At 67.8% G+C, this 21,639-nt stretch carries 18 protein-coding genes; 10 read left to right on the forward strand and 8 right to left on the reverse strand.

Annotated features, from left to right (window positions below; genetic code table 11):
• Positions 1 to 233: 233 nt before the first annotated feature.
• Positions 234 to 839 (reverse strand): ATP-dependent Clp endopeptidase proteolytic subunit ClpP, encoded by a 606-nt coding sequence (clpP, locus tag YWC_RS0104670; RefSeq protein ID WP_027864327.1) that lies wholly within the window; start codon positions 837 to 839, stop codon positions 234 to 236.
• A gap of 146 nt (positions 840 to 985) precedes the next feature.
• On the opposite strand from clpP, the gene YWC_RS28315 reads away from it, so the two are divergent.
• A complete protein-coding gene (locus YWC_RS28315; RefSeq protein ID WP_051306225.1) occupies positions 986 to 1,678 on the forward strand; it encodes a sigma-70 family RNA polymerase sigma factor in 693 nt (230 codons plus the stop codon).
• Positions 1,679 to 1,698: 20 nt separating this feature from the next.
• On the opposite strand, the gene YWC_RS0104680 is transcribed toward YWC_RS28315, so the two are convergent.
• Positions 1,699 to 2,583 carry a LysR substrate-binding domain-containing protein gene (locus YWC_RS0104680; protein ID WP_027864328.1) on the reverse strand — a complete coding sequence of 295 codons (885 nt, stop codon included), beginning with the start codon at positions 2,581 to 2,583 and terminating at the stop codon, positions 1,699 to 1,701.
• 122 nt (positions 2,584 to 2,705) lie between these two features.
• Here YWC_RS0104680 and YWC_RS0104685 point away from each other — a divergent pair, with 122 nt between their 5' ends.
• The 5 genes from YWC_RS0104685 to YWC_RS31450 all read left to right on the forward strand — a co-directional run bounded on the left by YWC_RS0104685 (position 2,706) and on the right by YWC_RS31450 (position 9,087).
• Positions 2,706 to 2,906 carry a hypothetical protein gene (locus tag YWC_RS0104685; protein WP_027864329.1) on the forward strand — a complete coding sequence of 67 codons (201 nt, stop codon included), beginning with the start codon at positions 2,706 to 2,708 and terminating at the stop codon, positions 2,904 to 2,906.
• Positions 2,907 to 3,003: 97 nt separating this feature from the next.
• A complete protein-coding gene (locus YWC_RS0104690; RefSeq protein WP_027864330.1) occupies positions 3,004 to 5,442 on the forward strand; it encodes a TonB-dependent receptor plug domain-containing protein in 2,439 nt (812 codons plus the stop codon).
• 147 nt (positions 5,443 to 5,589) lie between these two features.
• Positions 5,590 to 7,080 carry an ATPase domain-containing protein gene (locus YWC_RS0104695; protein WP_027864331.1) on the forward strand — a complete coding sequence of 497 codons (1,491 nt, stop codon included), beginning with the start codon at positions 5,590 to 5,592 and terminating at the stop codon, positions 7,078 to 7,080.
• A complete protein-coding gene (locus YWC_RS0104700; protein ID WP_027864332.1) occupies positions 7,067 to 8,791 on the forward strand; it encodes a response regulator in 1,725 nt (574 codons plus the stop codon). The genes YWC_RS0104695 and YWC_RS0104700 overlap by 14 nt, the downstream gene beginning before the upstream one ends.
• Positions 8,792 to 8,877: 86 nt before the next feature.
• On the forward strand, positions 8,878 to 9,087 hold the full coding sequence (locus YWC_RS31450) for a hypothetical protein (RefSeq protein WP_027864333.1): 210 nt from the start codon (positions 8,878 to 8,880) through the stop codon (positions 9,085 to 9,087).
• Between the two features lie 107 nt (positions 9,088 to 9,194).
• Here YWC_RS31450 and YWC_RS0104715 read toward each other — a convergent pair whose 3' ends face one another.
• Both YWC_RS0104715 and YWC_RS0104720 read right to left on the reverse strand, forming a co-directional pair.
• Positions 9,195 to 9,446: an MbcA/ParS/Xre antitoxin family protein gene (locus YWC_RS0104715; protein ID WP_036213074.1), complete on the reverse strand. Its 252-nt coding sequence runs from the start codon at positions 9,444 to 9,446 to the stop codon at positions 9,195 to 9,197.
• Between the two features lie 11 nt (positions 9,447 to 9,457).
• Entirely contained in the window at positions 9,458 to 10,585 is a 1,128-nt protein-coding gene (locus YWC_RS0104720; protein WP_027864335.1) for a branched-chain amino acid ABC transporter substrate-binding protein, read from the reverse strand.
• A 225-nt stretch (positions 10,586 to 10,810) separates the two neighbouring features.
• Here YWC_RS0104720 and YWC_RS0104725 point away from each other — a divergent pair, with 225 nt between their 5' ends.
• On the forward strand, positions 10,811 to 11,104 hold the full coding sequence (locus YWC_RS0104725) for a hypothetical protein (protein ID WP_027864336.1): 294 nt from the start codon (positions 10,811 to 10,813) through the stop codon (positions 11,102 to 11,104).
• A gap of 3 nt (positions 11,105 to 11,107) precedes the next feature.
• Here YWC_RS0104725 and YWC_RS28325 read toward each other — a convergent pair whose 3' ends face one another.
• Both YWC_RS28325 and dacB read right to left on the reverse strand, forming a co-directional pair.
• The gene (locus YWC_RS28325) at positions 11,108 to 13,252 is read right to left on the reverse strand and encodes a TonB-dependent receptor plug domain-containing protein (protein WP_084416307.1); all 2,145 of its coding nucleotides are present in this window, start codon (positions 13,250 to 13,252) and stop codon (positions 11,108 to 11,110) included.
• An 8-nt stretch (positions 13,253 to 13,260) separates the two neighbouring features.
• Positions 13,261 to 14,727: a D-alanyl-D-alanine carboxypeptidase/D-alanyl-D-alanine endopeptidase gene (gene dacB / locus YWC_RS0104735; RefSeq protein ID WP_084416308.1), complete on the reverse strand. Its 1,467-nt coding sequence runs from the start codon at positions 14,725 to 14,727 to the stop codon at positions 13,261 to 13,263.
• 152 nt (positions 14,728 to 14,879) lie between these two features.
• Between dacB and YWC_RS0104740 the strand changes: the two genes are divergently transcribed.
• From YWC_RS0104740 to YWC_RS28330, 3 genes are all read left to right on the forward strand, one after another.
• Positions 14,880 to 15,980, forward strand: coding sequence for a sensor histidine kinase (locus YWC_RS0104740; protein ID WP_229413008.1), 1,101 nt, complete (start codon positions 14,880 to 14,882; stop codon positions 15,978 to 15,980).
• Positions 15,981 to 15,984: 4 nt separating this feature from the next.
• Positions 15,985 to 16,743, forward strand: a complete 759-nt coding sequence (locus YWC_RS0104745) for a LytR/AlgR family response regulator transcription factor (RefSeq protein ID WP_027864339.1) — start codon at positions 15,985 to 15,987, stop codon at positions 16,741 to 16,743.
• 125 nt (positions 16,744 to 16,868) lie between these two features.
• Positions 16,869 to 19,598, forward strand: coding sequence for a hybrid sensor histidine kinase/response regulator (locus YWC_RS28330; RefSeq protein ID WP_051306228.1), 2,730 nt, complete (start codon positions 16,869 to 16,871; stop codon positions 19,596 to 19,598).
• On the opposite strand, the gene YWC_RS0104755 is transcribed toward YWC_RS28330, so the two are convergent.
• Together YWC_RS0104755 and YWC_RS0104760 are read right to left on the reverse strand one after the other, a co-directional pair.
• Positions 19,587 to 20,966 carry an ATP-binding protein gene (locus YWC_RS0104755; protein ID WP_027864340.1) on the reverse strand — a complete coding sequence of 460 codons (1,380 nt, stop codon included), beginning with the start codon at positions 20,964 to 20,966 and terminating at the stop codon, positions 19,587 to 19,589. The genes YWC_RS28330 and YWC_RS0104755 overlap by 12 nt on opposite strands.
• The gene (locus tag YWC_RS0104760; protein ID WP_027864341.1) at positions 20,963 to 21,625 is read right to left on the reverse strand and encodes a response regulator; all 663 of its coding nucleotides are present in this window, start codon (positions 21,623 to 21,625) and stop codon (positions 20,963 to 20,965) included. Before YWC_RS0104760 ends, YWC_RS0104755 begins: the two co-directional genes overlap by 4 nt.
• Positions 21,626 to 21,639 lie beyond the last annotated feature (14 nt).

Here is a 21,639-nt window from a genome sequence, read left to right on the forward strand (position 1 = left end):
CGTTTTTTGTAATTATTGTTAAATAAGTAACAGATGCAACTCACATTTAGATAGAGTCGACTTGCCTGCATTAACATTATGAACGCTGAAGAACAGTATTAGAGCTCTACTTAACTAATAACCCAAACCGCATAAATCGCTTATATAGAATCGTCACGAGAGTTCGTCTTTGGTGCCGATGGGCGCGCAGACCACATTGTTGAGAGGTCGCGCAACACCTTGAGTCGTCCTCTCTAACGCACTTCGAGCACCCGGTCGATCAGGCCGTACTCCGCCGCCTGCCCGGCCGACATGAAGTTGTCGCGGTCCGAATCTTTTTCGATCCGGCTCAGCGGCTGCCCGGTTCGCTCGGCCAGCAGGCTGCCCAGGCGGTGGCGCTGGTACAGGATCTCGCGCGCCTGGATCTCGATGTCGGCCGCCACGCCCTGCGAACCGCCATGCGGCTGGTGGATCATGATGCGGGCATTCGGCAGCGCGTAGCGCTTGCCGGGCGCGCCCGCGGCCAGCAGGAAGGAGCCCATGCTGGCGGCAAAACCCGTGCACAGGGTCGACACGTCGGGCTTGATGAACTGCATCGTGTCGTAAACGGCCATGCCCGCATAGACCGAACCGCCGGGCGAATTGATGTACAGCGCGATGTCCTTGTCCGGGTTGTCCGATTCCAGGAACAGCAGCTGGGCCACCAGCAGGTTGGCGGATTGCTCGGTGACTTCGCCGACCAGGAAGATCACGCGCTCCTTCAGCAGGCGCGAGTAGATGTCGAAGGCGCGCTCGCCGCGCCCGGTCTGTTCGATGACAGTGGGCACCAGGCCCAGTCCCATCGGTGAATGCAAGCTCATGTTCGTCCTTTCGCGCTAAAGTGATACTTGCATGACGCCCGCCGCCCGCCGGGTGTGACAGCCCGAAAAAAATACCGCTGGCCTGTCACATCCGGGCCTGCCCAGGCGTCAAGCGGGAGACCCATCCGCCCCGAACAGGAGTTGCCATGCCAAGCGCCACCGATCCAGATGCCGCCACCTTCGAACAGCTGCGCCCGCGCCTGACCGCGATCAGCCGCCGCATCGTCGGCAGCGCGGCCGAAGCCGAGGACATCGTGCAGGACTGCTACCTGAAATGGCATGGCGCCGAACAGGCCGCGCTGACGACACCGGCGGCCTGGCTGACCACGGTCGTGCAGCACCAGTCGATCGACCGGCTGCGCAGGCGCGCCCGCGACGCGGCGGTGGCGCAGGCCGCACTGGAACTCGGACCCGAGCCGGCGCCGGCCCTGCCCGAGGATGGCCTGCTGCGCCATGCCGAACTGGGTGAAGCCTTCGCTTGCCTGGCGCGCCTGTCGCCGTTCGAGCGCCTGGCCCTGGTCCTGCACGAGGCCTGCGAGTGCAGCCATGCGGACATCGCCGCAATGCTGGGCACCAAGGCGGCGAACGCGCGCCAGCACCTGGCGCGCGCGCGGCGGCGGCTGCGCGATGCGGGAAGCGCAGAGCCGCCGCCGGAAGAGAAGCTGTGCCGCGACCTGGTACGCCGCTTCCAGGCCGCCATCAACGGCCTGGACCTTCCGGCGCTCGTCACGCTGCTGGCCGATGAACAGCCCGTCTCCGTGCATGCGTTCCCGCAGCCGCGGATGCGGAGCGGCGCGTGCGCCAACGACGCGTCGTACAGCGTCGTCCTGGCAGCATAAGACCGGGAAGCGCTCGGCGATTATTCCGGCACCTGTTCCAGCAGTTGCCGTGCCAGCAGGCCGGCATGCGGGGTCAGCGCGGAGAAGTCGCGCGCGCACAGGTAGAGCTGCCTGGCCGCCCAGGCTTCGGACAGGGTCAGGACGGCCAGGTCGCGTTCGATGGTTGCGGCCAGGGCACGGGAGAGGATCGAAATGCCGATGCCTGCCTCGACGTAGCTGGCCACCTGCCCTGTATGGCGCAACTGGATGCGGTAGTCGAGCTGGCGGCCCAGGCGCGCTGCGCGCTCCGCCAGGTGCGTTTCGAGCGCGGTGTCGGCCATGCCCACGATCGGCTCGGCGAGGATATCGGCGAAGCTCACCTGCGCCTGCCCGGCCAGGCGGTGCGAACGGCCCACCAGCACCACCAGCTGGTCGCTGGCCACCAGGTGCGTCTGCAGCATGCGCATGTCCGTGACGCCGGCGACGACGCCCAGGTCGGCGCGCAGGTCCACCAGCGCCTGGACGATGTCCGTGCTGGGCCGCTCTTCCAGGTCGATCGACAGGTCCGGGTGCGCCGCCAGGAAGCGGCACAGCTGTGGCGGCAGGAAGGCGGCCATCGCCGCCGTATTCGAGAGCAGGCGGATGCGGCCCTTGAGGCCGGTCGCATAGGTGCGCAGCTCGCCGCGCATCTGTTCGACCTGGCCCAGGATCGAGCGGGCATGCCGCACCAGGGCCTCGCCGGCCGCAGTCGGACGCACGCCACGGCGGTTGCGTTCCAGCAGGGGCGCGCCCAGCGCCGCTTCCATGCCGGCGATGCGTTCGCTGACCGATGCCAGCGCCAGGTGCATGGCGCGCGCGCCGTGCGTCAGGCTGCCGCATTCGACGACGCTCAGGAACAGCCGCATATCGGTCAGGTCGAAGCGCATCGTACAGCCCTCTACTTTCGGAATTTCCGAAGTCTAGCACCGGAATTGCCAGATTGCGCAGGTGTGCAGACTCGCCTACCATCATTTACATCGGTTCAGGCGAATGCTTACAGGAGGAAACCATGCTGGACGCCTTGCTGGCAACGATCGGCATACTGGGCCTGCTGGCCACCATCGCAGTCAAGTTCGGTAAATCGTGCACGGAAGCGATGGCGCGCCACGCCGAGCGCCACGAAGACCCTCCCGAGACCGGGCCGGCGCCCGCTTCCGCACGCGCCTGCCCGCACCGCCGGCGCCGCAGGAAGGCGCCGGCCGGACGATAGACTAGGGTTATATATTGACAACGTTGTGTTAATGATACAGTGCCTTGGTGCTCCGTCATGGGATTGTTTAGTATTCAATTTTCCCTCGGAGTAACCAGTGCTCACACTCAAACGTCTACCCAAGTCGGTCCTGCTTGCCCTGTACGGCGGCGCCGCATTCGCTACCCTGGCCCCAGCCGCCTTCGCCCAGAGCACTGCGCAAGAGCCGTCCACCACCCCGGTCGCCGCCGGCACGCCGGCCGCTGCGGACAGCAAGGGTGGCGGCATCCAGAGCGTCAGCATCGTCGGCTCGCGCCGCGTCGGCAACGTCTCCGATATCGACACGCCGGTCCCGGTCGACTTCATCCCGATGACCAAGGCGACCGAACAGGGCGGCCAGTTCGACCTGGCGCAAGTCCTGAACAACGTCTCGCCCTCGTTCAACTCGACGCGCCAGACCGGCGCCGACGGCGCCGACCTGATCGACTCGGCCGCCCTGCGCGGCCTCGGTTCGGACCAGACCCTGGTGCTGGTCAACGGCAAGCGCCGCCACACCACCGCGCTGGTCAACCTGTTCGGCGCGCGCAACCGCGGCAACACCGGCACCGACATGAACGCGATCCCGCTGATGGCCATCCGTAACGTGCAGGTGCTGCGCGACGGCGCCGCCGCGCAGTACGGCTCGGACGCCATCGCCGGCGTGCTCAACATCGAACTGAAGAAGAACCTCGGCTGCGAGATGGTGACCGGCTTCGGCCAGTACACCGAGGGCGACGGCGACAACTACCTGGCCTCGGCCTACTGCGGCGTGGCCGTCGGCGGCGGCGTGCTGGGCATCACCGGCGAATACTATGACCGCGGCCGCTCCAACCGCGCCGAGGAAGGCAGTCCGCGCATCATCGGCGACACCAAGTCGCAGAACAGCACCGTCTACCTGAACGGCGAATTCCCGGCGGGCGACGGCAAGCTGTACGTCACCGCCGGCGCCCAGAACCGCGACGCCTCGTCGGCCGCCTGGGCGCGCGAAGGCCTGGGCTCCGAGGACATCCCCTCGCGCAACTCGGCCGCCATGTACCCGAACGGCTTCGTCCCCTTCATCAACGGCGACATCAACGACCACTACGGCACCCTCGGCTACCGTTTCCGCCTGGGAGAATGGAACACCGACGTCTCGCAGACCTTCGGCCAGAACCGCATGCGCTACACCATCGCGAACACGCTCAACGCGTCGATCGCCAACCTCGACCTGCTGCGCGGCGGGCCGGGCAGGAGCGCCAGCATGTTCGACGCCGGCGGCTTCTCGTTCCGCCAGGCGACCACCAACCTGGACTTCTCGCGCTTCTTCGAGGGCATCGGCAAGGGCATGAACGTGGCCTTCGGCTTCGAGCACCGCCGCGAGAACTACCAGATCAAGGCGGGCGAGCCGGGTTCCTGGGTCGACGCCGACGGCGTGGGCGTGGGCGGCAATGCCGGCAGCCAGGGCTTCCCGGGCTTCCAGCCGATCGATGTGACCGACAGCGACCGCCACTCGAACGCCGCCTACCTCGACCTCGAGACCGACCTCGCCGAAGGCGTCAAGCTGCAGGCCGCGCTGCGCCACGAGCGCTACTCGGACTTCGGCGCCACCACCACCGGCAAGCTGGCGGCCGCCTACCGCATCAACCCGGCAGTGCTGCTGCGCGGCTCGGCCAGCACCGGCTTCCGTGCGCCTTCGCTGCAGCAGGTCTACTTCTCCTCGACCTTCACCGACTTCGTCAACGGCCAGCCGCTCGACGTGGTGCTGGCCCCGAACGGCGGCCGCGTGGCGAATGCCGCCGGCATCCCGCAACTGAAGGAAGAAGAATCGAAGAGCTATACCCTGGGCCTGACCTGGTCCCCCGGCCAGGCCACCTCGCTGACGGCCGACCTGTACCGCATCAACATCGACGACCGCATCGTGCTGTCGGGCCGCTTCGACGCCGACAACTACCCTGCCCTGGGCGCCACCTTGCAGCAACTGGGCGTGGGCCAGGCGCAGTTCTTCGTCAACTCGGTGGACACCAAGACCCAGGGCCTGGACGTGACCCTGTCGCACCGCATGGACCTGGGCGCCGGCAAGCTGAACGCCTTCCTGGCCCTGAACTTCAGCAAGACCGAAGTGACCGGCGTGCATGCGCCGAGCGCCCTCACGGGCTTCGAGGACGTGCTGCTGTCCGAGCGCGAGCGCCTGTTCATCGAGGAAGGCGCGCCGCGCCGCAAGGCCACGCTGGGCTTCGACCATACCCGGGGCAAGCTGGAAACCGCGCTGCGCATCGTGCACTTTGGCCCGCAGACCCTGGGCACCTTCTCGGGCCCGCCGGTGCCGAACCAGTACTACAAGCCGAAGACCTCGGCCGACCTGTCCTTCACCTGGGCCTTCACCGAGAAAACCAAGTTCACCGTCGGCGGCACCAACATCTTCGACGTCAAGCCGAGCGCGCAGGATCCGAACGAGACCGACAACGGTTTCAAGTACGAGAGCGTGCAGTTCGGCCTGAACGGCGCGGCCTGGTTCGCGCGGCTGTCGCATCGCTTCTGATCCGCGGCGCACGGCCGTGCCTCGAAGGGTCCCCGCCGGGACCCTTTTTCATTACATGTAATGTTCGCATGTGTAACAATGAGAATTTGGCGAATTTGCTTGTGTATATAATGCCCAGCATATCCGTCTATCACCACCATGCACGTAATGACCAGCGCCCCAGATACCCGCATTTCCACCGGCATCGCCGGCCTCGACGACATCCTCGGCGGCGGCCTCACGCCGCAGCGCATCTACCTGGTCGAAGGTTCTCCCGGCGCCGGCAAGACCACGCTCGGCCTGCAGTTCCTGCTCGACGGCGCGGCCAGGAATGAGAGCGGCTTGTACATCACCCTGTCCGAGACCGCCGAAGAGCTGGCGGCGGCGGCGGCCAGCCATGGCTGGGACATCGGCGCGCTCTCGGTGTACGAACTGGCGGGCGATACCGACCTCGATCCGGACGCGCAGCAATCGGTGTTCCACCCCTCCGAGGTCGAGCTGGGCGAAACCACCCGCAACGTGATGAACCGGGTCGACGCGCTGCGTCCGGTGCGGGTGGTGTTCGACAGCCTGTCCGAGATGCGCCTGCTGGCGCAGAACCCGCTGCGCTACCGGCGCCAGATCCTGGCCCTGAAGCAGTTCTTCGCGGCGCGCGCCTGCACCGTCCTGCTCCTGGACGACAAGACCAGCCAGTCCGACCAGCACCTGCACAGCATTGCGCACGGCGTGATCAGCCTGGAACAGATCGCCAAGGAATTCGGCAAGGAGCGCCGGCGCGTCAACATCATCAAGATGCGCGGCATCCGTTTCCGCGGCGGCTACCACGACTACACGCTCGACACCGGCGGCATCACCATGTATCCGCGCCTGGTCGCGGCCGAGCATTTGCGCGACTTCGTGCCGGCGGTGCGCTCCACCGGATCGAGCGGCATCGACGCCCTGCTGGGCGGCGGCCTGGTGCGCGGCACCAATACCCTGATCGTCGGCCCTTCGGGCATCGGCAAGACCACCCTGTCGACCCGCTGCCTGTTGACGGCCCTGGAACGCGGCGAGCAGGCCTCGTTCTACCTGTTCGACGAAGGACTCGGCACCTTCTTTGCACGCAGCCGCGCGCTCGGCATGGAACTGCGCCAGTTCGTGGACAACGGCCAGCTGCGCATCCACCACATCGACCCGGCCGAGCTGTCGCCGGGCGAGTTCGCGCAGATGCTGCGCGACGCGGTCGAACTGTCCAGGGTCAGCTTTATCGTCATCGACAGCCTGAACGCCTACCTGCAGGCGATGCCGGGCGAGCAGTACCTGATCCTGCAGATGCACGAACTGCTGTCCTACCTGAACCAGCAGGGCGTCACCACGGTGCTGGTGCTGGGCCAGCACGGCATGATCGGCGAAGTGAAGTCCGACGTCGACCTGAGCTACCTGAGCGACAGCACGGTCCTGATGCGCTTCTTCGAGTCGAACGGCCGCCTGCGGCGCGCCGTCACGGTCATCAAGAGCCGCGCCGCCGAGCATGCGCTGACCATCCACGAGCTGGAGCTGGGCGCCGACGGCATCCGCGTCGGCGAAGCTCTGGAAGGCTTCGACGGCGTCCTCACCGGCCTGCCCAGCTACCGGGGCCTGACGCCCATGATGTCGGACATTCCCGATGTCGCCGGCTGAGCGGCAGGACCAACGCATCCTGATCCTCGCGCCGCGCGGGCGCGACGCCGAGGTCATGTGCTCGGTGCTGGCGCAGGACGGCGCGGCCTGCGGCGTGATACCCGATTTCGCCGCGCTTGCCGGCGCCATCGGCGAAGGCGCCGGCCTGGCCATCGTCGCCGAGGAAGCGCTGCATGGCGCCGACCTGGCGCCCCTGCACGCCTGGCTGGCGGCGCAGGAGCCGTGGTCCGATTTCCCCTTCGTGATCCTGCTCGGCAAGGCGGTCGGGCCGGCTGCGGCCACCACCCGCTCCCGGCTGGAAGAGCTGGGCAACATCATCCTGCTCGAGCGCCCCCTCAACGCCCAGACCCTGCGCAGCGCCGCCAGCTCGGCACTGCGCGCCCGGCGCCGCCAGTACCAGGCGCGCGACCTGCTGGCAGAGCGCGAGCGCGATGCCGCCAGCCTCAAGCAAAGCCGGCAGGACCTCCTGTCCCTCAACGAGACGCTCGAATCGCGCATCGAGGAACGCACCCGCGCGCTGGCCGGGGCCAATGACCGCCTGATGAACGAAGTCATCGAACGCGAACGGGTGCAGCAGGCGATGGTGCAGTTCCAGAAGATGGAAGCGGTCGGCCGCCTCACCGGCGGCATCGCCCACGACTTCAACAACCTGCTCAACGTGGTCCAGGGCAGCATGGACCTGATCTTGCTGCTGTCGAAGGACGACGTGGCCAGGCAACGCGCCGAGATCGCACGCCGCGCCTGCCAGCGCGGCGGCAAGCTGACCAGCCAGCTGCTGGCCTTCGCCCGCAACCAGAACCTAGACCTGCGCCCCGCCGAGGTGAGCGACCTGTTCGATGGCGTGCGCGAACTGGTGGCGACCTCGCTCGGCTCGCGCATCGCCTTGCGCTTCGAGGTCGAGGAAGGCTGTGCGCGCGTGTTTGCCGACGCCAACCAGATGGAGATGGCGCTGCTGAACCTGGCCATCAATGCGCGCGACGCCATGGGCGACAGCGGCGTACTGGCTTTTCATGCCGGGCATGCCCGGCCGCCCGCCGGACTGCTGCCGGCCGGCGAGTACGTGCGCATCGCCGTCACCGACAACGGCCCCGGCATGCCGCCGGAACTCGTGGCCAAGGTCTTCGAGCCCTTCTTCACCACCAAGGCGGTCGGCAAGGGCACCGGACTGGGCCTGAGCCAGGTATACGGCATGGCGCAGCAGTCGGGCGGCGCGGCGCGCATCCTGAGCCAGCAGGGGTGCGGGACCACGGTGGAAATCTGGCTGCGCGCCTGGGACGGCGGCGAGCTCCCCGCCGCCGCGCCCCTGCCGGACGCCGTCCCGGCCGCCGGACAGGGTTCCCGTATCCTGGTGGTCGAGGACGACAACTTCGTGCGCGAATCGATGGTGCAGTCGCTCGAAGCCTTCGGGCATGCGGTGACCCAGGCGGCGGACGGCGCGGCCGCCCTGCGCGAACTGGGACGCGGGCGGCCGGACCTGATCATCACCGATTACCTGATGCCGGGGATTACCGGGGCCGAACTCATGCGGCGCGCGCGCGAAGTATTCCCCGGCATACCGATGATCATTGCCACCGGCTATGCGGACATGCATGCGATCGACCAGGTCCTGGGCGACGACATCCTGCTGCGCAAACCCTTCCAGCTGGCCGAGCTGGCGCTCAGCGTCGAGCGCGCGCTCGGCCGCGACGGCTCATCCGCACGGCCTCACTGAACCGCGCCGGTAGCCCTCATCGAGCTGGACGCCGCCGAAAACGACTCTGTGCCACACTTTGTTCATCACCTCCAGAGGAGAACATCATGAGCAAGGAACAGAAGTCGCAGGAGAAGCAGGCCGCGCCGCAAGGCCAGCAACAAGGGCAGGAACAGGGACAGCAACAGGCGCAGCCCCAGAACCAGCAGCAGGCGCACGACGTGGACGGCCTGGCGGACAAGAAGCCCGAAGAGCTGACACCGGAAGAGCTGAGGCTGATGGCCGACACGATGCCGGGCGAAGGACCGGGCGATTGAGATGTTCTTATTCTTCTCGAACAAACTCGGCTGCCTCGGCTCCATCGCCGTCTCGATCGTGCTGACGCTGATCGTGCTGCTCCTGATCGGCGTGTTCTGAAGCGGCCCTACTTCTTCAGCGTACGCACGTAGGCCAGGACCTCGTCCTCGCTCCCCTCGCCCACCGCCTCGGCGGCAGTCTTGCCGCCGAGCGCGGGCTGCGGCTCGTTCATCCATGCGCTGGCGGCGTCATCGCTGCCGACGATGCCGCGCACTTCGTGCATGACCGTGTAATAGGCCTGCGCCTTGCGCGACTGCTGGCCAAAGCGGGCCTGCAGCGCCGCAAAGGCATCCGGCTTGATGGAATCGCCTCCTGCCATGGCCGTGCTCCTTATTTGGTGACGGTGAGCAGCGAACGCTTGCCGCCCTTGAACGAATACAGCGTGATGGTGCCGTCCTTGACGTCGCCGCGCGCGTCGAAGGCGATCGGCCCGGTCACGCCCTTGTGCTGGATCCTGGCCAGCACCGGCAGGTATTTCGCCGGCTGGCTGGAGCCGGCCTTCACCATCGCCTCGGCCATGGTCATCACCGCGTCATAGGCATACGGGGCGTTGATCTGGACGTCGATGCCGAAGCGCTTTTTATAATCGGCGCGGAACTTGTCCATGGCGGCGCGGGCTTCGCCCTGCACGCCGCCCGCTTCCGCGCACACCACCTGGCCGTCCGCCATGGTGCCGCCGGAGAGCTTGTGGATCTCGTCCGAGCACAGGCCGTCGCCGCCCATCATGCGCACGTTCATGCCGAGCTGCTTCATCTGGCGCAGCATGGGGCCGGCGGTGGCGCTCATGCCGCCGAAGAAGACTAGGTCCGGCTTGGTGGCGCGGATGCGGGTAATGATGGCGGAAAAATCGGTCGCCTTGTCGTGCGTGAATTCCTTGGCGACGACGCTGCCGCCCTGGCTCTGCAGGCTGCGCGCGAATTCGGTGACCAGGCCCTGGCCGTAGGCGGTGCGGTCGTCGACCACGGCCACGCGCCTGGCCTTCATGGTGCCGGTCGCGTAGCGGCCCAGCGCCTGGCCCAGCTGCACGTCGTTGGCCACCACGCGGAAGGTGGTGTTGAAGCCCTGGCGGGTGTACATCGGCGAGGTCGACGAGGGCGATATCTGCGGGATGCCCGCAGCATGGTAGATCTTCGAAGCCGGGATGGTCGTGCCCGAGGTCTCGTGGCCGACCATGCCGTTGATCTTCGCGTCCACCAGTTTCTGCGCCACGGCGGTGGCCTGTTTCGGTTCACCGGCGTCGTCCTCGGCTACCAGCTCGAAGCGGACCTTCTTGCCGCCGATGCTGACGCCCTTGGCGTTGAGCGCCTCGATCGCCATGCGCGCACCGTTCTCGGTGTCCTTGCCGAAGTAGGCCACCGGGCCGGTCACGGCCGCCGCATGGCCGATCCGGACCACTTCCTGGGCCGAGGCCAGGCCGGCTGCAGCCAGGCCAGCCAACAGGACTGCTTGCTTCTTCATCGATTCCTCTAGATATCCGCTCAGGGCCCGCTGCCCTGTGAGCAAAGGGAGCATTCTACCGTTACCGTGCCGCGCCTGCCGAACGCCCCCATGGCGAATGTGACAATTGGCGAGAATTCAAGGACCAAAACGCGGGTATCCTGCGCGCCTTATACAAGAACGAGAGGGGCCGGCAGCGCCGAGCGACCCTCCGGCACCACGGAGACCACCATTCTTACCCTCGCCATGCGACCTGCCGCCTCCCTTGCGGCGTGCATCCTGCTGTCGTGCGTGCTGGCCCCGGCCGCGGCACGCCAGCCGGCGTCACACCATCTCGCCGCCGGCTGCGGCGCCGGCAAGGCCTGCGCCGCCGCTCGCCATCGCAGCACGAAGCAAGCGCCGGAATGCGGCCGCCTGCGCGCGGCCATCGTGGAAGCCGAACAATCGGAGCGGCGGGTGCGCGCCGCGATGATGGAATCGGTGCAGCTGGACCTGCTCAGCCTGCGCAAGCGCTACCGCAAACTGGGCTGCCGCGCCTAGGGCCTACAGCGATTGTTCCCACACCAGGCGCCAGGTCGGGCGCAGCTGGTAGACCGTTGCGCGTTCGAGCGGCCTGCTTCCCTCGTAGGCCAGGCGTTCCAGGTAGTCGCGTTGTGACAGGCTGGCCACGGACAGGCGCAATCGCGAGCGCGCGTCCCGCTTCCATACCGCATACAGGTCGAGCTGGCGCCGGCTGCCGTCGTCGCTATGGATCAGCGCGCTCGCGCGGCTCGCCACCCGTCCCTGGTAACTCCAGGTGCCGCCCAGGTCAAAGCGGCCGGTTGGCGCCGCGTAGTCCAGCCCGAGATTGCCGCTGTACGCCGGCTGGCCTTCGATACGGTTGTCCGGCCCCGGCACGCTGTCCAGGCGCGACCAGTTGCGCGCCAGGTTGATGCGTCCTGACAGCGCGCCGCGCGTCAGCTTGCCTTCGAACTCGATGCCGCGCACCAATGCGCTGCCCGCGTTGTCGGGGGTGGCGGTCCACACGCCGCGGCTCTCGCCGATGCGCGTCAGCGTGATGTCGTGGATGCGCTTGTGGAACAGGCTCACGCTCACCATGTCTGCCGCGCCGAAGTAGCGCTCCCAGGCCAGGTCGACGGCCAGGGCGAGTTCGGGCCGCAGACCGGGGTTGCCCTGCTGGTCCGGATTGGTGGCGCTGTTGTTGTTGTCGACCGTGTAGCGGCGCGGCAGCAGCTGGACAATGTTCGGCGCCTTGTAGGTGCGGCTGACCGCGAAGCGAAACCCGTCGCGCGCTCCGGTGTCGCCTTCCGCCCGCTGCGGCTTGAACAAGGTCTGGAACACGGGACTCCAGGCGCCCGCGTCGACATCCACCGGCGCAGCCGCATTGCCTTCGCCCGTCGTGCGCAAGTCTTCGCGCCGCAGGCCAGCATAAGCGGACCAGCCTGGACCGATGTCCCACTCATCCTGGATGAAGAAGGCGCTGCGTACCACGCTGGCGCGGTAGTCCTCGTCGCTGGAGAACAGCAGCGTGCCGCGGGGATCGACATGCCGTTCGCGCCGGTATTCGCTGCGCCCCTTGCGGCCGAACTCCCATCCGGCCGCCAGGGAGTGGCTGCCCCACAGCGGGCGGCGCCAGCTGCCGCTGAACGTCCATTCGCGTTCGACCGGGCCGGAAGCAACCAGATGGGACTCGAGGGGGCGATCCTGCGCATCCATGCCCCGGTAGACGAAGCCGGCCTCGCGCTTCATCTGGAAGCCTGACAGCTTGGCGTTCAGGCGGGCGCCGCCCTCCAGCCTGCGCGTCCAGGCCAGGTCGGCGTAGGCGTGCAGGGGACGGGTCTCGAAGCTTTGGTACGCGTGCGGGAACGGCGTCGACTGGCCAATCTCGGTCGTCTCCTTTTCGCGCTTGACGTTGTCGATGTGGCGCCTGCGCAGGTAGCCCTGCGCGCTGATGCTGTCGACCGCGTTCGGCTGCCAGCTCAGGCGCGGCGCCAGTTCCAGGATGTCCTCGACCTGGTGGTCGGTCCAGGCGGTGCGCCGCAGCAAGGCAGGGTCCGATCCCGCCTCGGTGCTGAGGGCCGCGACCGGATTCAGGTTGCGCTTGACGGTCGCGGCCACGGTGTAGGCGAGCGCTCCCGCGCGGCCGCTGTGCTGGGCAAGCAGCTGCGGCGCCGCATGGCCGCGCTGGAAGGCGCTGCCCGCCTTGATCTCGTTCGCGCTCTCGTTCCTTGCCGGGCCGGCGCGCCGCAAGACGATATTGATGGCGCCGGCCACCGCCTGGCTGCTGGTTTCGGCGGTGGCGGCGCGCTGGATCTCGATGCGTTCGATCAGCTCGGGACTGATCGATTCGAGCGAGAAGCCGCCCGGCGCAGGCACGCCGTTCAGCAGGATCGCCACATAGCCGCTGCCCAGGCCGCGCATGCGGATGGCGGCTTCCTTCCCCGGGCTGGCGTCGAGCGTGATGCCGGGCTGGCGTTTCAATACCTCAAGCAGGCTGGCGTCGCCCTGGCGCAGGATCTCGTCGCGCCCGACGACGATGGCGGTGGTGGTCGACTGCGCGCGGCCGTTCGCTGCGCCGGCCTTGACGACGACCTGCTGGATGGGCTGTGGAGCGGCGGTCTGGGCGGATGCGCAGGCGTGCGCCGCCAGCAGCAGCGCGCCTGCGCCGCGGGTTCGGGTCATTCGCATGGTAGGAATCAGTCAGGTGGATGGAAGGTCGGTGTGTCGGCTGCGGCGGCGTTTCCGTCGGCGACCCAGAGGATCAGCTGGTCCAGCACGGCCCTGCCCCTGCCCTCGCCCGCCTGCGGGTCGTTGACGAAGGCCGCCACGATCCAGTCCTGTCCGCGCCGGTCGCGCACGTAGCCGGCCAGCGCCGCGACGTCGCGCAGCGTGCCGGTCTTCAGGCGCGCATTGCCGGCCGCGGGGCCGGTCTTCAGGCGGTTCTTCATGGTGCCGTCCAGCGCCACGATCGGCAGGCTGGCGGAAAATTCCGGAGACCAGCGGCCCGCCGCGGCGGACTTGAGCAAGGCGGACAGCTGTGCGCTGCTTAAGCGCTCGATGCGCGACAGGCCGGAGCCGTTCTCGATGACGATGCCGGACGTGTCGACGCCCTGGGCGGCGATCCAGTCGAGGACGCGCCGGCGCGCCCGTTCGAGCGTCGGCAGGCCCGCGCTCCCGCGCGCCGTGGCGCCCAGCGTCAGGTAGACCATGCGCGCCTTGACCGCGTGCGAGTCCTTGTTGATGGCGCGGACCGTCTCCGCCAGGGTCTCGAACTGGCGCTCGACCAGCACGGCCGCACGGGCGGGGACCTTGCCCTCGCGGGCGCGTCCGCGCCACCGGCCGCCCATCTCTTCCCACAGCGCGCGCACCAGGCGTTCGATGTAGAGGTCACGGTCGAGCGTGTGCAGTTCGACGGCCTTGCTGCAGTCGCGAGGAAAGCTTCCGTTCAGGATGATGCGCACCAGGGCGCCCTGTTCCTCTACCCTTGGCTGCTGCCAGGTCTCGCGCCAATCCTTGCACGGCAAGTCGTTGGGCGTCATCCGGTTCAGCACGGACACCCCGGACAGCGGCGGCGTGGCCTGCACCGCCACTGTCGATGCATCCGAGGACAGCGTGTAGGTGACCAGGTAGTCCGACAGCGCCAGCGCGTCTGGGATGACGTTGTACGACGCGTCCGGCATGTCGTCGAAAGGGGGCGCACCGATGTCGAGCCGGGTCGGCTGGAACAGGGTCCGGTCCAGCACCAGGTCCCCGCCGATGGAGACGATGCCGCTGTTACGCAGGCTGCGCAGCATGCCGCCCAGCCGCTCCCAGCTCAGGTTGGGGTCGCCCCCGCCCAGCAGGTACAGGTCGCCTTTCAGCTCGCCGTTTTCAAGCCTGGCGTCGGCAAGCATGGCCGTGGTCCAGCGGTGCGCGGGGCCCAGCACATCCAGGGCCGCCAGGGTCGTCACCAGCTTCATGGTCGACGCCGGGTTGAGCGCGCGGCGCTCGCCGACTGCCTGCGCCGGCGCCGGCCTTCCTGCCAGGGCCTCGATCCGGTAGCTCAGTGCGCCGGCAGGGATGCCCTGGCGCGCCAGTTCCTGTTCGACCGCGGGAGGCATGGCGGCGGCATGCGAGGCCGCCAGGAAGACGGCCAGGATCAAACAAAGGATGCGAAAGGGCATGGTGGTTTCGCGATGCGCTCAACAATGGACCTGGCTATTCTGCGCACCCTCGCGCCGGCCGCCACCCCATATGTGACGAATGCCCGCTTCCGTGTGATGGCATCCCCGGCAGGCCTGGTTTGGCAGCCGTTTCGCACTGCTATACTTTTCCGATGAGCTCCTCCCCCTATCGCCTCCAGCCCTTCGCCAGGATCGTGCTGTCCATGGTCGTCCTGTGGACGGCCATCAGCGTGCTCGGCGCGCTCCAGACCTACAGCGACAACCTGCGCGCCGGGCAATCCAGCCACTATCCGGCGCTGCTGGCGACCTGGTTCGTCGAGTATGCCGTGCCGCTGATCGTCCTGAGCTGCATCCTGTGCATCGCGCTCACGCGCTGGCCGGCCCTGATCTCGCGTCCGCGCAACGTGGTGGCGATGTTCGCGTGCCTGGTGCTGCTGTTCCAGCCGGCCCAGTGGATGTACATGGCCTGGCAGCGCGGGATGCTGCAGGTCTCCAGCCTGGAGGACGCCTGGCAGCTCTTGATGAGAATGCTGCTGGTCGGCTGGTTCTCGACCACCGGCACCTTTGCCGCGATCCTGGCCTTCTTCTACTGGCGTCAGTCCAAGGAGCGCGAGCTGGCGTGGCAACGTTCGCAGACCGACATGCTCAACCTGCGCCTGGCGCTCGAGGAGCAGCGCATGCTGGCCCTGCGCGCCCAGCTCGAACCGCATTTCCTGTTCAACGCCCTGAACGCGATCAGCGCCCTGGTGCGCAGCGACGACAAGCGCCTGGCGCTGCAGGGCATCGGACGCCTGAGCGAGCTGCTGCGCTACGTGCTGTCCGCCAGCAGCGGCAACACCGTCACCGTCGCCGCCGAGCTGCGCTTCGTGCAGGACTACCTGGCCCTGCAGCGCCTGCGCTACGGCGAACGGCTGCGCATGCACGTCGACGGCGCCGGCGAAGCGCTGGAACACATCGCCTGCCCGCCGCTGCTGCTGCAGCCGCTGGTCGAGAACGCGCTGCGCCACGACCTCGATTGCAGCGAAGGGCCGAGCGACATCCACCTGTCCTTCATCCGGGAACACGACGCGCTGCTGGTGCGGGTCACCAATCCGGCGCGCGGGGACCTTCCTGCCAACCCGGGCGCCGGCCTCGGGCTCGCCAACACCCGCGACCGGCTGCGCCTGATGCACCCGGAAGCCGCGCTCTTCGCCGGGCGGCAGGGCGAGCGCTTCGTCGCCGAAGTGCGCCTGCCGCTGGCGCAGGCGGATTGACGCCATGGGGATCCGCTACCTGATCGTCGACGATGAGCTGCCAAGCAGGCTGAATCTGCGCCTGGCCATGGGCGCCCACCCGGGCTGGCTGCTGGCCGGGGAATGCGGCGGGGCCGCGTCGGCACGCGCGGCGCTGGCGAGCAATGATGTCGACGTGGTGTTCCTGGACATCCAGATGCCGGGCCAGTCCGGGCTGGTGCTGGCGCGTGAGCTGAGCCGCCTGCGCGAGCCGCCGCTGGTCGTGTTCGTGACCGCCTACAGCGAGCACGCGATCGAGGCCTTCGAGGTGCATGCCCTCGACTACCTGCTCAAGCCGCTCGACGATGCGCGCCTGACGCAGGCCGTCGAACGCGCGGGGAGCATGCTGCGCCAGCGCCAGCGCGAGGCCTATGGCGCGGCGCTGCGCGGCTTCGTCGATGCCGACGGCGCGCAAAGCCTGGACACGATCAGCGTGCGCTCGGTCGGCCGCATCGAACAGGTCAAGGTGGGCGACATCCTGCGCATCGAATCGGCGGGCAATTATGTGGAACTGCGCCTGGCGGGACGCACGGTCCTGCACCGGATGACGCTCAGCCGCCTCGAAAGCCTGCTGGCCCCGGGGGAATTCGTGCGCGTGCACCGCGGAACGATCGTGCGGCGCAGCCAGATCGCGGGCATGGAAACCCGCGGCGACGGCACGTACTGGCTGAACCTGCGCGACGGCGAGGTCGTGGCCGTCAGCGAGCGCTATGCGGGCGCGCTGAAAAGCATCCTGACGGCGTGATGCTCGGTTGGCGGGTGCCGACCCGCAGCGCCCTTTTACCGTTATATTCGTCAAATATGCTATGGTTCGACTCATTCACTTTGAGTAAACCATGCTGTTGAACTTCCTCTCCACCAAGGGCGGCCATGCGTCATGAGCCTGCAGCGTTCGCATCCGATGCCGTGCTTGCGGCAAGCGAGCGCGAGCTGCGCTTCGCCACCAAGGCCGGGCGTCTCGGCACCTGGAGCCTCGATCTGAGGACGGGTGAACTCACGACGTCGGAAATCTGCCGGCTCAACTTCGGTCGCGATCCGGACATTCCTTTCAGCTACGCCGAACTGCGCGATGCCATCCACCCCGACGATAGCGTGCGGATGGCCGAGGCCGTCGAGCACAGCATTGCCGCGGGGGCGGACTACGACATCGAGTACCGGATCGTGACGCCTGCCGGCGAGGTGCGCTGGGTGGCCATTCGCGGGCAGCCCGGCTATGGGAGCGATGGCAGGCCGATCACGATGACGGGTGTGTCGATCGACGTCACCGACAGGCGCCAGACCGAGGAGCGCCTGAGCGAAAGCGAGGCGCGCTATCGCACCCTGTTCGACTCCATCGACGAAGGTTTCTGCGTGGTCCAGTTCATCGACGGACCGCGGGGGCCGCTCTCGGACTATGTACACCTCGAAGCGAACCCGGCCTACATGCGCCATGCCGGCATTTCCGACATCGTCGGCAAGACAGGGCGTGGCGAGCTGACGGAGAGCGAGGCGGACGCCTGGGTGGCGATTTTCCGCGACGTGCTCGAGACGGGCCAACCGGTCCGCTTCGAGCGCGAGCTCGAAGCCACCGACCGGCACCTCGAAGTGGCGTGCTCGCGCATCGAGCCTGCCGCCAAGCGCCAGGTTGCGATCATCTTCCAGGACGTGAGCGCCCGCAAGCGGGCGGAGCGGCGGCTCAAGGAGTTGAACGAGACATTGGAAAGCCAGGTGGTCGAACGCACGGCCGAGCGCGACCGCATGTGGGATACGTCGCCCTACCTCATGCTCGCCATCGACTTCCATGGCTACTTCAAGCGGGTCAACCCGGCGTGGATGGACGTGCTCGGCTATGCGCCCGAGGAGCTGGTCGGCCGGCATGTCAACGAATTCGTGATCCAGGCCGACCATGCCACCACCATCGAGGCTTACCAGGACCTGGCGGCAGGCGGCCAGGCGAGGCTGGAAAACCGCTACCGGCACAAGAACGGCGCGATCCGCTGGATCTCGTGGGTCGCGGTGGCTGCCGGCGACCTCAGCTATGCTACCGGCCGCGACGTCACGGACGAGAAAGCGCGTGAAGCGGAGCTGGCGGCGCGGACCGCCGAGCGCGACCAGCTCTGGAACCTGTCCCAGGACATGCTCGCCCGGGCCAACTTCGCCGGGGGCATGTCGGCCGTCAGCCCTGCATGGACCCAGGTCCTGGGCTGGAGCGAATCCGAACTGCTGGCACGCCCCTACGCCAGCTTCATGCACCCGGAAGACATGCCTTCCACCCTGGAGGCCATCGGGCGGATGGCCGAGACGCACCTGCCGGCCCGGTTCGAGAACCGCATCGCCACCCGGGACGGCGGCTGGAAGTACATCGAGTGGACCGTCACGCCGGAACCCGATGGCCAGAACTTCGTTGCCATCGGGCGTGACCTCAGCCTGAACAAGGCCCGTGAGGCCGAGCTCGAACAGGCGCAGCAGTCCTTGCGCCAGTCGCAGAAGATGGAGGCGGTCGGGCAGCTCACCGGCGGCCTGGCACACGACTTCAACAACCTGCTTGCGTCGATCAGTGGCGCCCTGCAGGTCCTCAAGCTCAAGCTGCATCGCGGCCAGCTCGGCGGGCTGGAGCGCTACGTAGAGATCGGCGAATCCTCGGTACGCCGGGCCGCCTCGCTCACGCAGCGGCTTCTCGCTTTCTCGCGCCGGCAGACGCTCGATCCCAAGCCCGTCGACGTCAACCGCCTCGTCGCCGGCATGGAAGAGCTGGTGCGCCACTCGGCCGGTCCCATGGTCGAACTGGAGGTGGTCAATGCGCACGATCTCTGGCTGACCAGGGTCGATCCGTCGCAGCTCGAGAATGCCCTGCTCAACCTGTGCATCAATGCGCGCGACGCGATGCCGGACGGCGGGAAACTGACGCTGGTGACAGCCAACGAATGGATCGACGAGCGCAACGCGCAAGGCGATATGCCGCCGGGACAGTATATTTCGCTGTGCGTGTCCGATACCGGCACCGGCATGCCTCCCGAAGTGGCCGCGCGCATCTTCGACCCCTTCTACACCACCAAGCCATTGGGGGAAGGCACGGGCCTGGGGCTATCGATGGTCTACGGCTTCGTGCGCCAGTCCGGCGGCCAGGTGCGCGTGTACTCGGAGCCGGGACGCGGGACGCGCATGTGCCTGTACATGCCCCGCTATTCCGGTGCGGCCGGGATGGAGGCGGCGGCCGACAGGCCATCTGCCGGCTCGGGCCAGGGCGAGACGATCGTGCTCATCGAAGACGAGCATGCGTTGCGCGACATCGTCGAGGAGGTGCTGCGTGATGCCGGCTATCGCGTGCTCACGGCGCAGGACGGTCCCACCGGCCTGCACCTGCTGAACGCCGATACGCAGGTGGACCTCCTGATCACGGATGTCGGCCTACCCGGCGGGCTGAACGGCCGCCAGGTGGCCGATGCCGCAAGGCTGCGCCGACCCGGCCTCAAGGTGCTGTTCGTCACCGGGTATGCCGATACCGCGGCAGTCGGCAACGGCCGGCTCGCGTCGGGCATGGAAGTGATCACGAAACCTTTCGAGATCACTGCGCTGACCCATAAGGTCCGTGCCCTGATCGACGCGCGGCTAGCGCATTGACGCTTCCTGGAAGCAGACGGTGGCCGACAGGCCGCCCAGGCGTTCCGACTCGCCCAGCGCCAGGGTGGCGCCGTGGCGTTCGGCGATCGCCTTGATGATCGCCAGTCCCAGCCCGCTGCCGGCCGCCTCGCTGCCGGCCACGCGGTAGAAGCGGTCGAACACGCGCTCGCGTTCCTCCGGCGGGATGCCGGGGCCGCTGTCCTCGACCGTGACCGTGACCGTGCAGCCGTCCTTCGCCGTGTCGCTGCGCACCGAGATATCGGCGGTGCCGCCCGCCGGGGTGTACTTGATGGCGTTGTCGACCAGGTTGCGCAGCAGGATGTGGAGCGCATCCGGCTGCCCTTCCACCGTGGCCGGATCGGCGTGGTGAATGCCGACGTCCACGCCCTTGGCGGCGGCCACGCCGGCCAGGTCGGCCACGGTGCGGCGCGCCAGGTCGGCCAGGTCGACCGGGCGCGCGACGGTGCCGGCGGCGGCGGTGGCTTCCTGGCGCGCCAGCACCAGCAGTTGCTCGACCAGGCGGGTGGCGCGGTCGATGCCGGCGGTCAGGCGCTGCACGGCGAGCTTGCGCGCTTCCGGCGTGTCGGCGCGGTCCAGGCTCTGGGCCTGCAGCCGCAGCGCCGCCAGCGGCGTGCGCAGTTCGTGCGCGGCGTCGGCAACGAAAGACTGCTGGGCGTCGAAGGCGGTCCGGACGCGCCCGAACAGCAGGTTCAGTTCCTGCACCAGCGGCTGCACCTCGTCCGGCAGGCCGGCGTCGGACACCGGCGACAAATCGTCGGCCTGGCGCGACGCCACCTGCGAACGCACCCGCGCCACCGGCTCGAGCGAGCCGCTCACCACCCACCACACCACCAGCATCAGGATCGGCATCATGACGGCGATCGGGCCGAGGGTGCGCAGCGCGAGGTTGCCCGCCATGTTGCGGCGCACGGCGAGGTCCTGGGCCACCTGCACGGTCTGGTTCTCGCTCTGGATCGAGAACACGCGGTAGACGGTGCCGTTGGCCTTGACGTTGGAGAAGCCCAGCACCGCGCGCTGCGGCAAGCGGGCCCGCGAGACGCTGTGGAAGACCTGCACGCCGTCGGGCGACCACATCTGCACCACCATGTCGTCGTTGCCGGCGCCACCCGGGCTGGCCTCGTTCTTGGCCTGCAGGCGCTGCTGCGCTTCGCTGTTCGACAGCGGCGTGCTCGAACGCAGCGACAGCGCCATCTGCTGCATGTGGTAGTCGAAGATCTGGTCGGCGTCGTGCAAGGAGGTGCGGTAGGCGATCGAGGCTTGCGCCAGGGCGGCGATGGTGATCGCCGCCAGCAGGTACCACAACAGGCGCCCACGCAGCGAGTGCGTGACCTTTGACCTGAATTTCATGCCTTGGGCACCATGTAGCCGACGCCGCGCACGTTCTGGATCAGGTCACTGCCCAGCTTCTTGCGCAGGCCGTGGATATAGACTTCGACCGCATTGCTGGAGACTTCGTCGCGCCAGCTGTACAGTTTTTCTTCCAGCTGGGCGCGCGACAGCACGGCGCCTGGCCGCGCCACCAGGGCTTCCAGCACCGCCCATTCGCGTGCCGAAAGCGCCACCTGGGTGCCGTCGACCAGCACTTCGCGGGTGGCCGGATTGACGGTGATGTTCTTGTACTCGAAGATGGGTTCGGCGCGCCCGGCGGCACGGCGCAGCAGCGCGCGGATGCGCGCCAGCAGTTCGTCGAGGTCGTAGGGTTTGAGGACGTAGTCGTCGGCGCCGGCGTCCAGCCCGGCGATGCGCTGGGCCACCGAATCGCGCGCGGTGGCGACCAGCACGGGGGTGCGGTCCTTGCGAGTGCGCATGCTGCGCAAGACTTCGAGGCCGTCCTTGCGCGGCAGGCCAAGGTCGAGCAGCACCAGGTCGTAGTTCTGGTTCTGCAGCAGGGCCGTGTCGGCCATCTCGCCGTCCTTGACCCAGTCGACGGCGTAGTGCTCGGCCCGTAACAGGTCGAGCACCACTTCGCCGATCATCGTATCGTCTTCTACCAGCAATAAACGCATGTATTTCCCGTTGT

This window comes from Massilia alkalitolerans DSM 17462, from assembly GCF_000427785.1.
Classification (GTDB): Bacteria; Pseudomonadota; Gammaproteobacteria; order Burkholderiales; family Burkholderiaceae_D; genus Telluria; species Telluria alkalitolerans.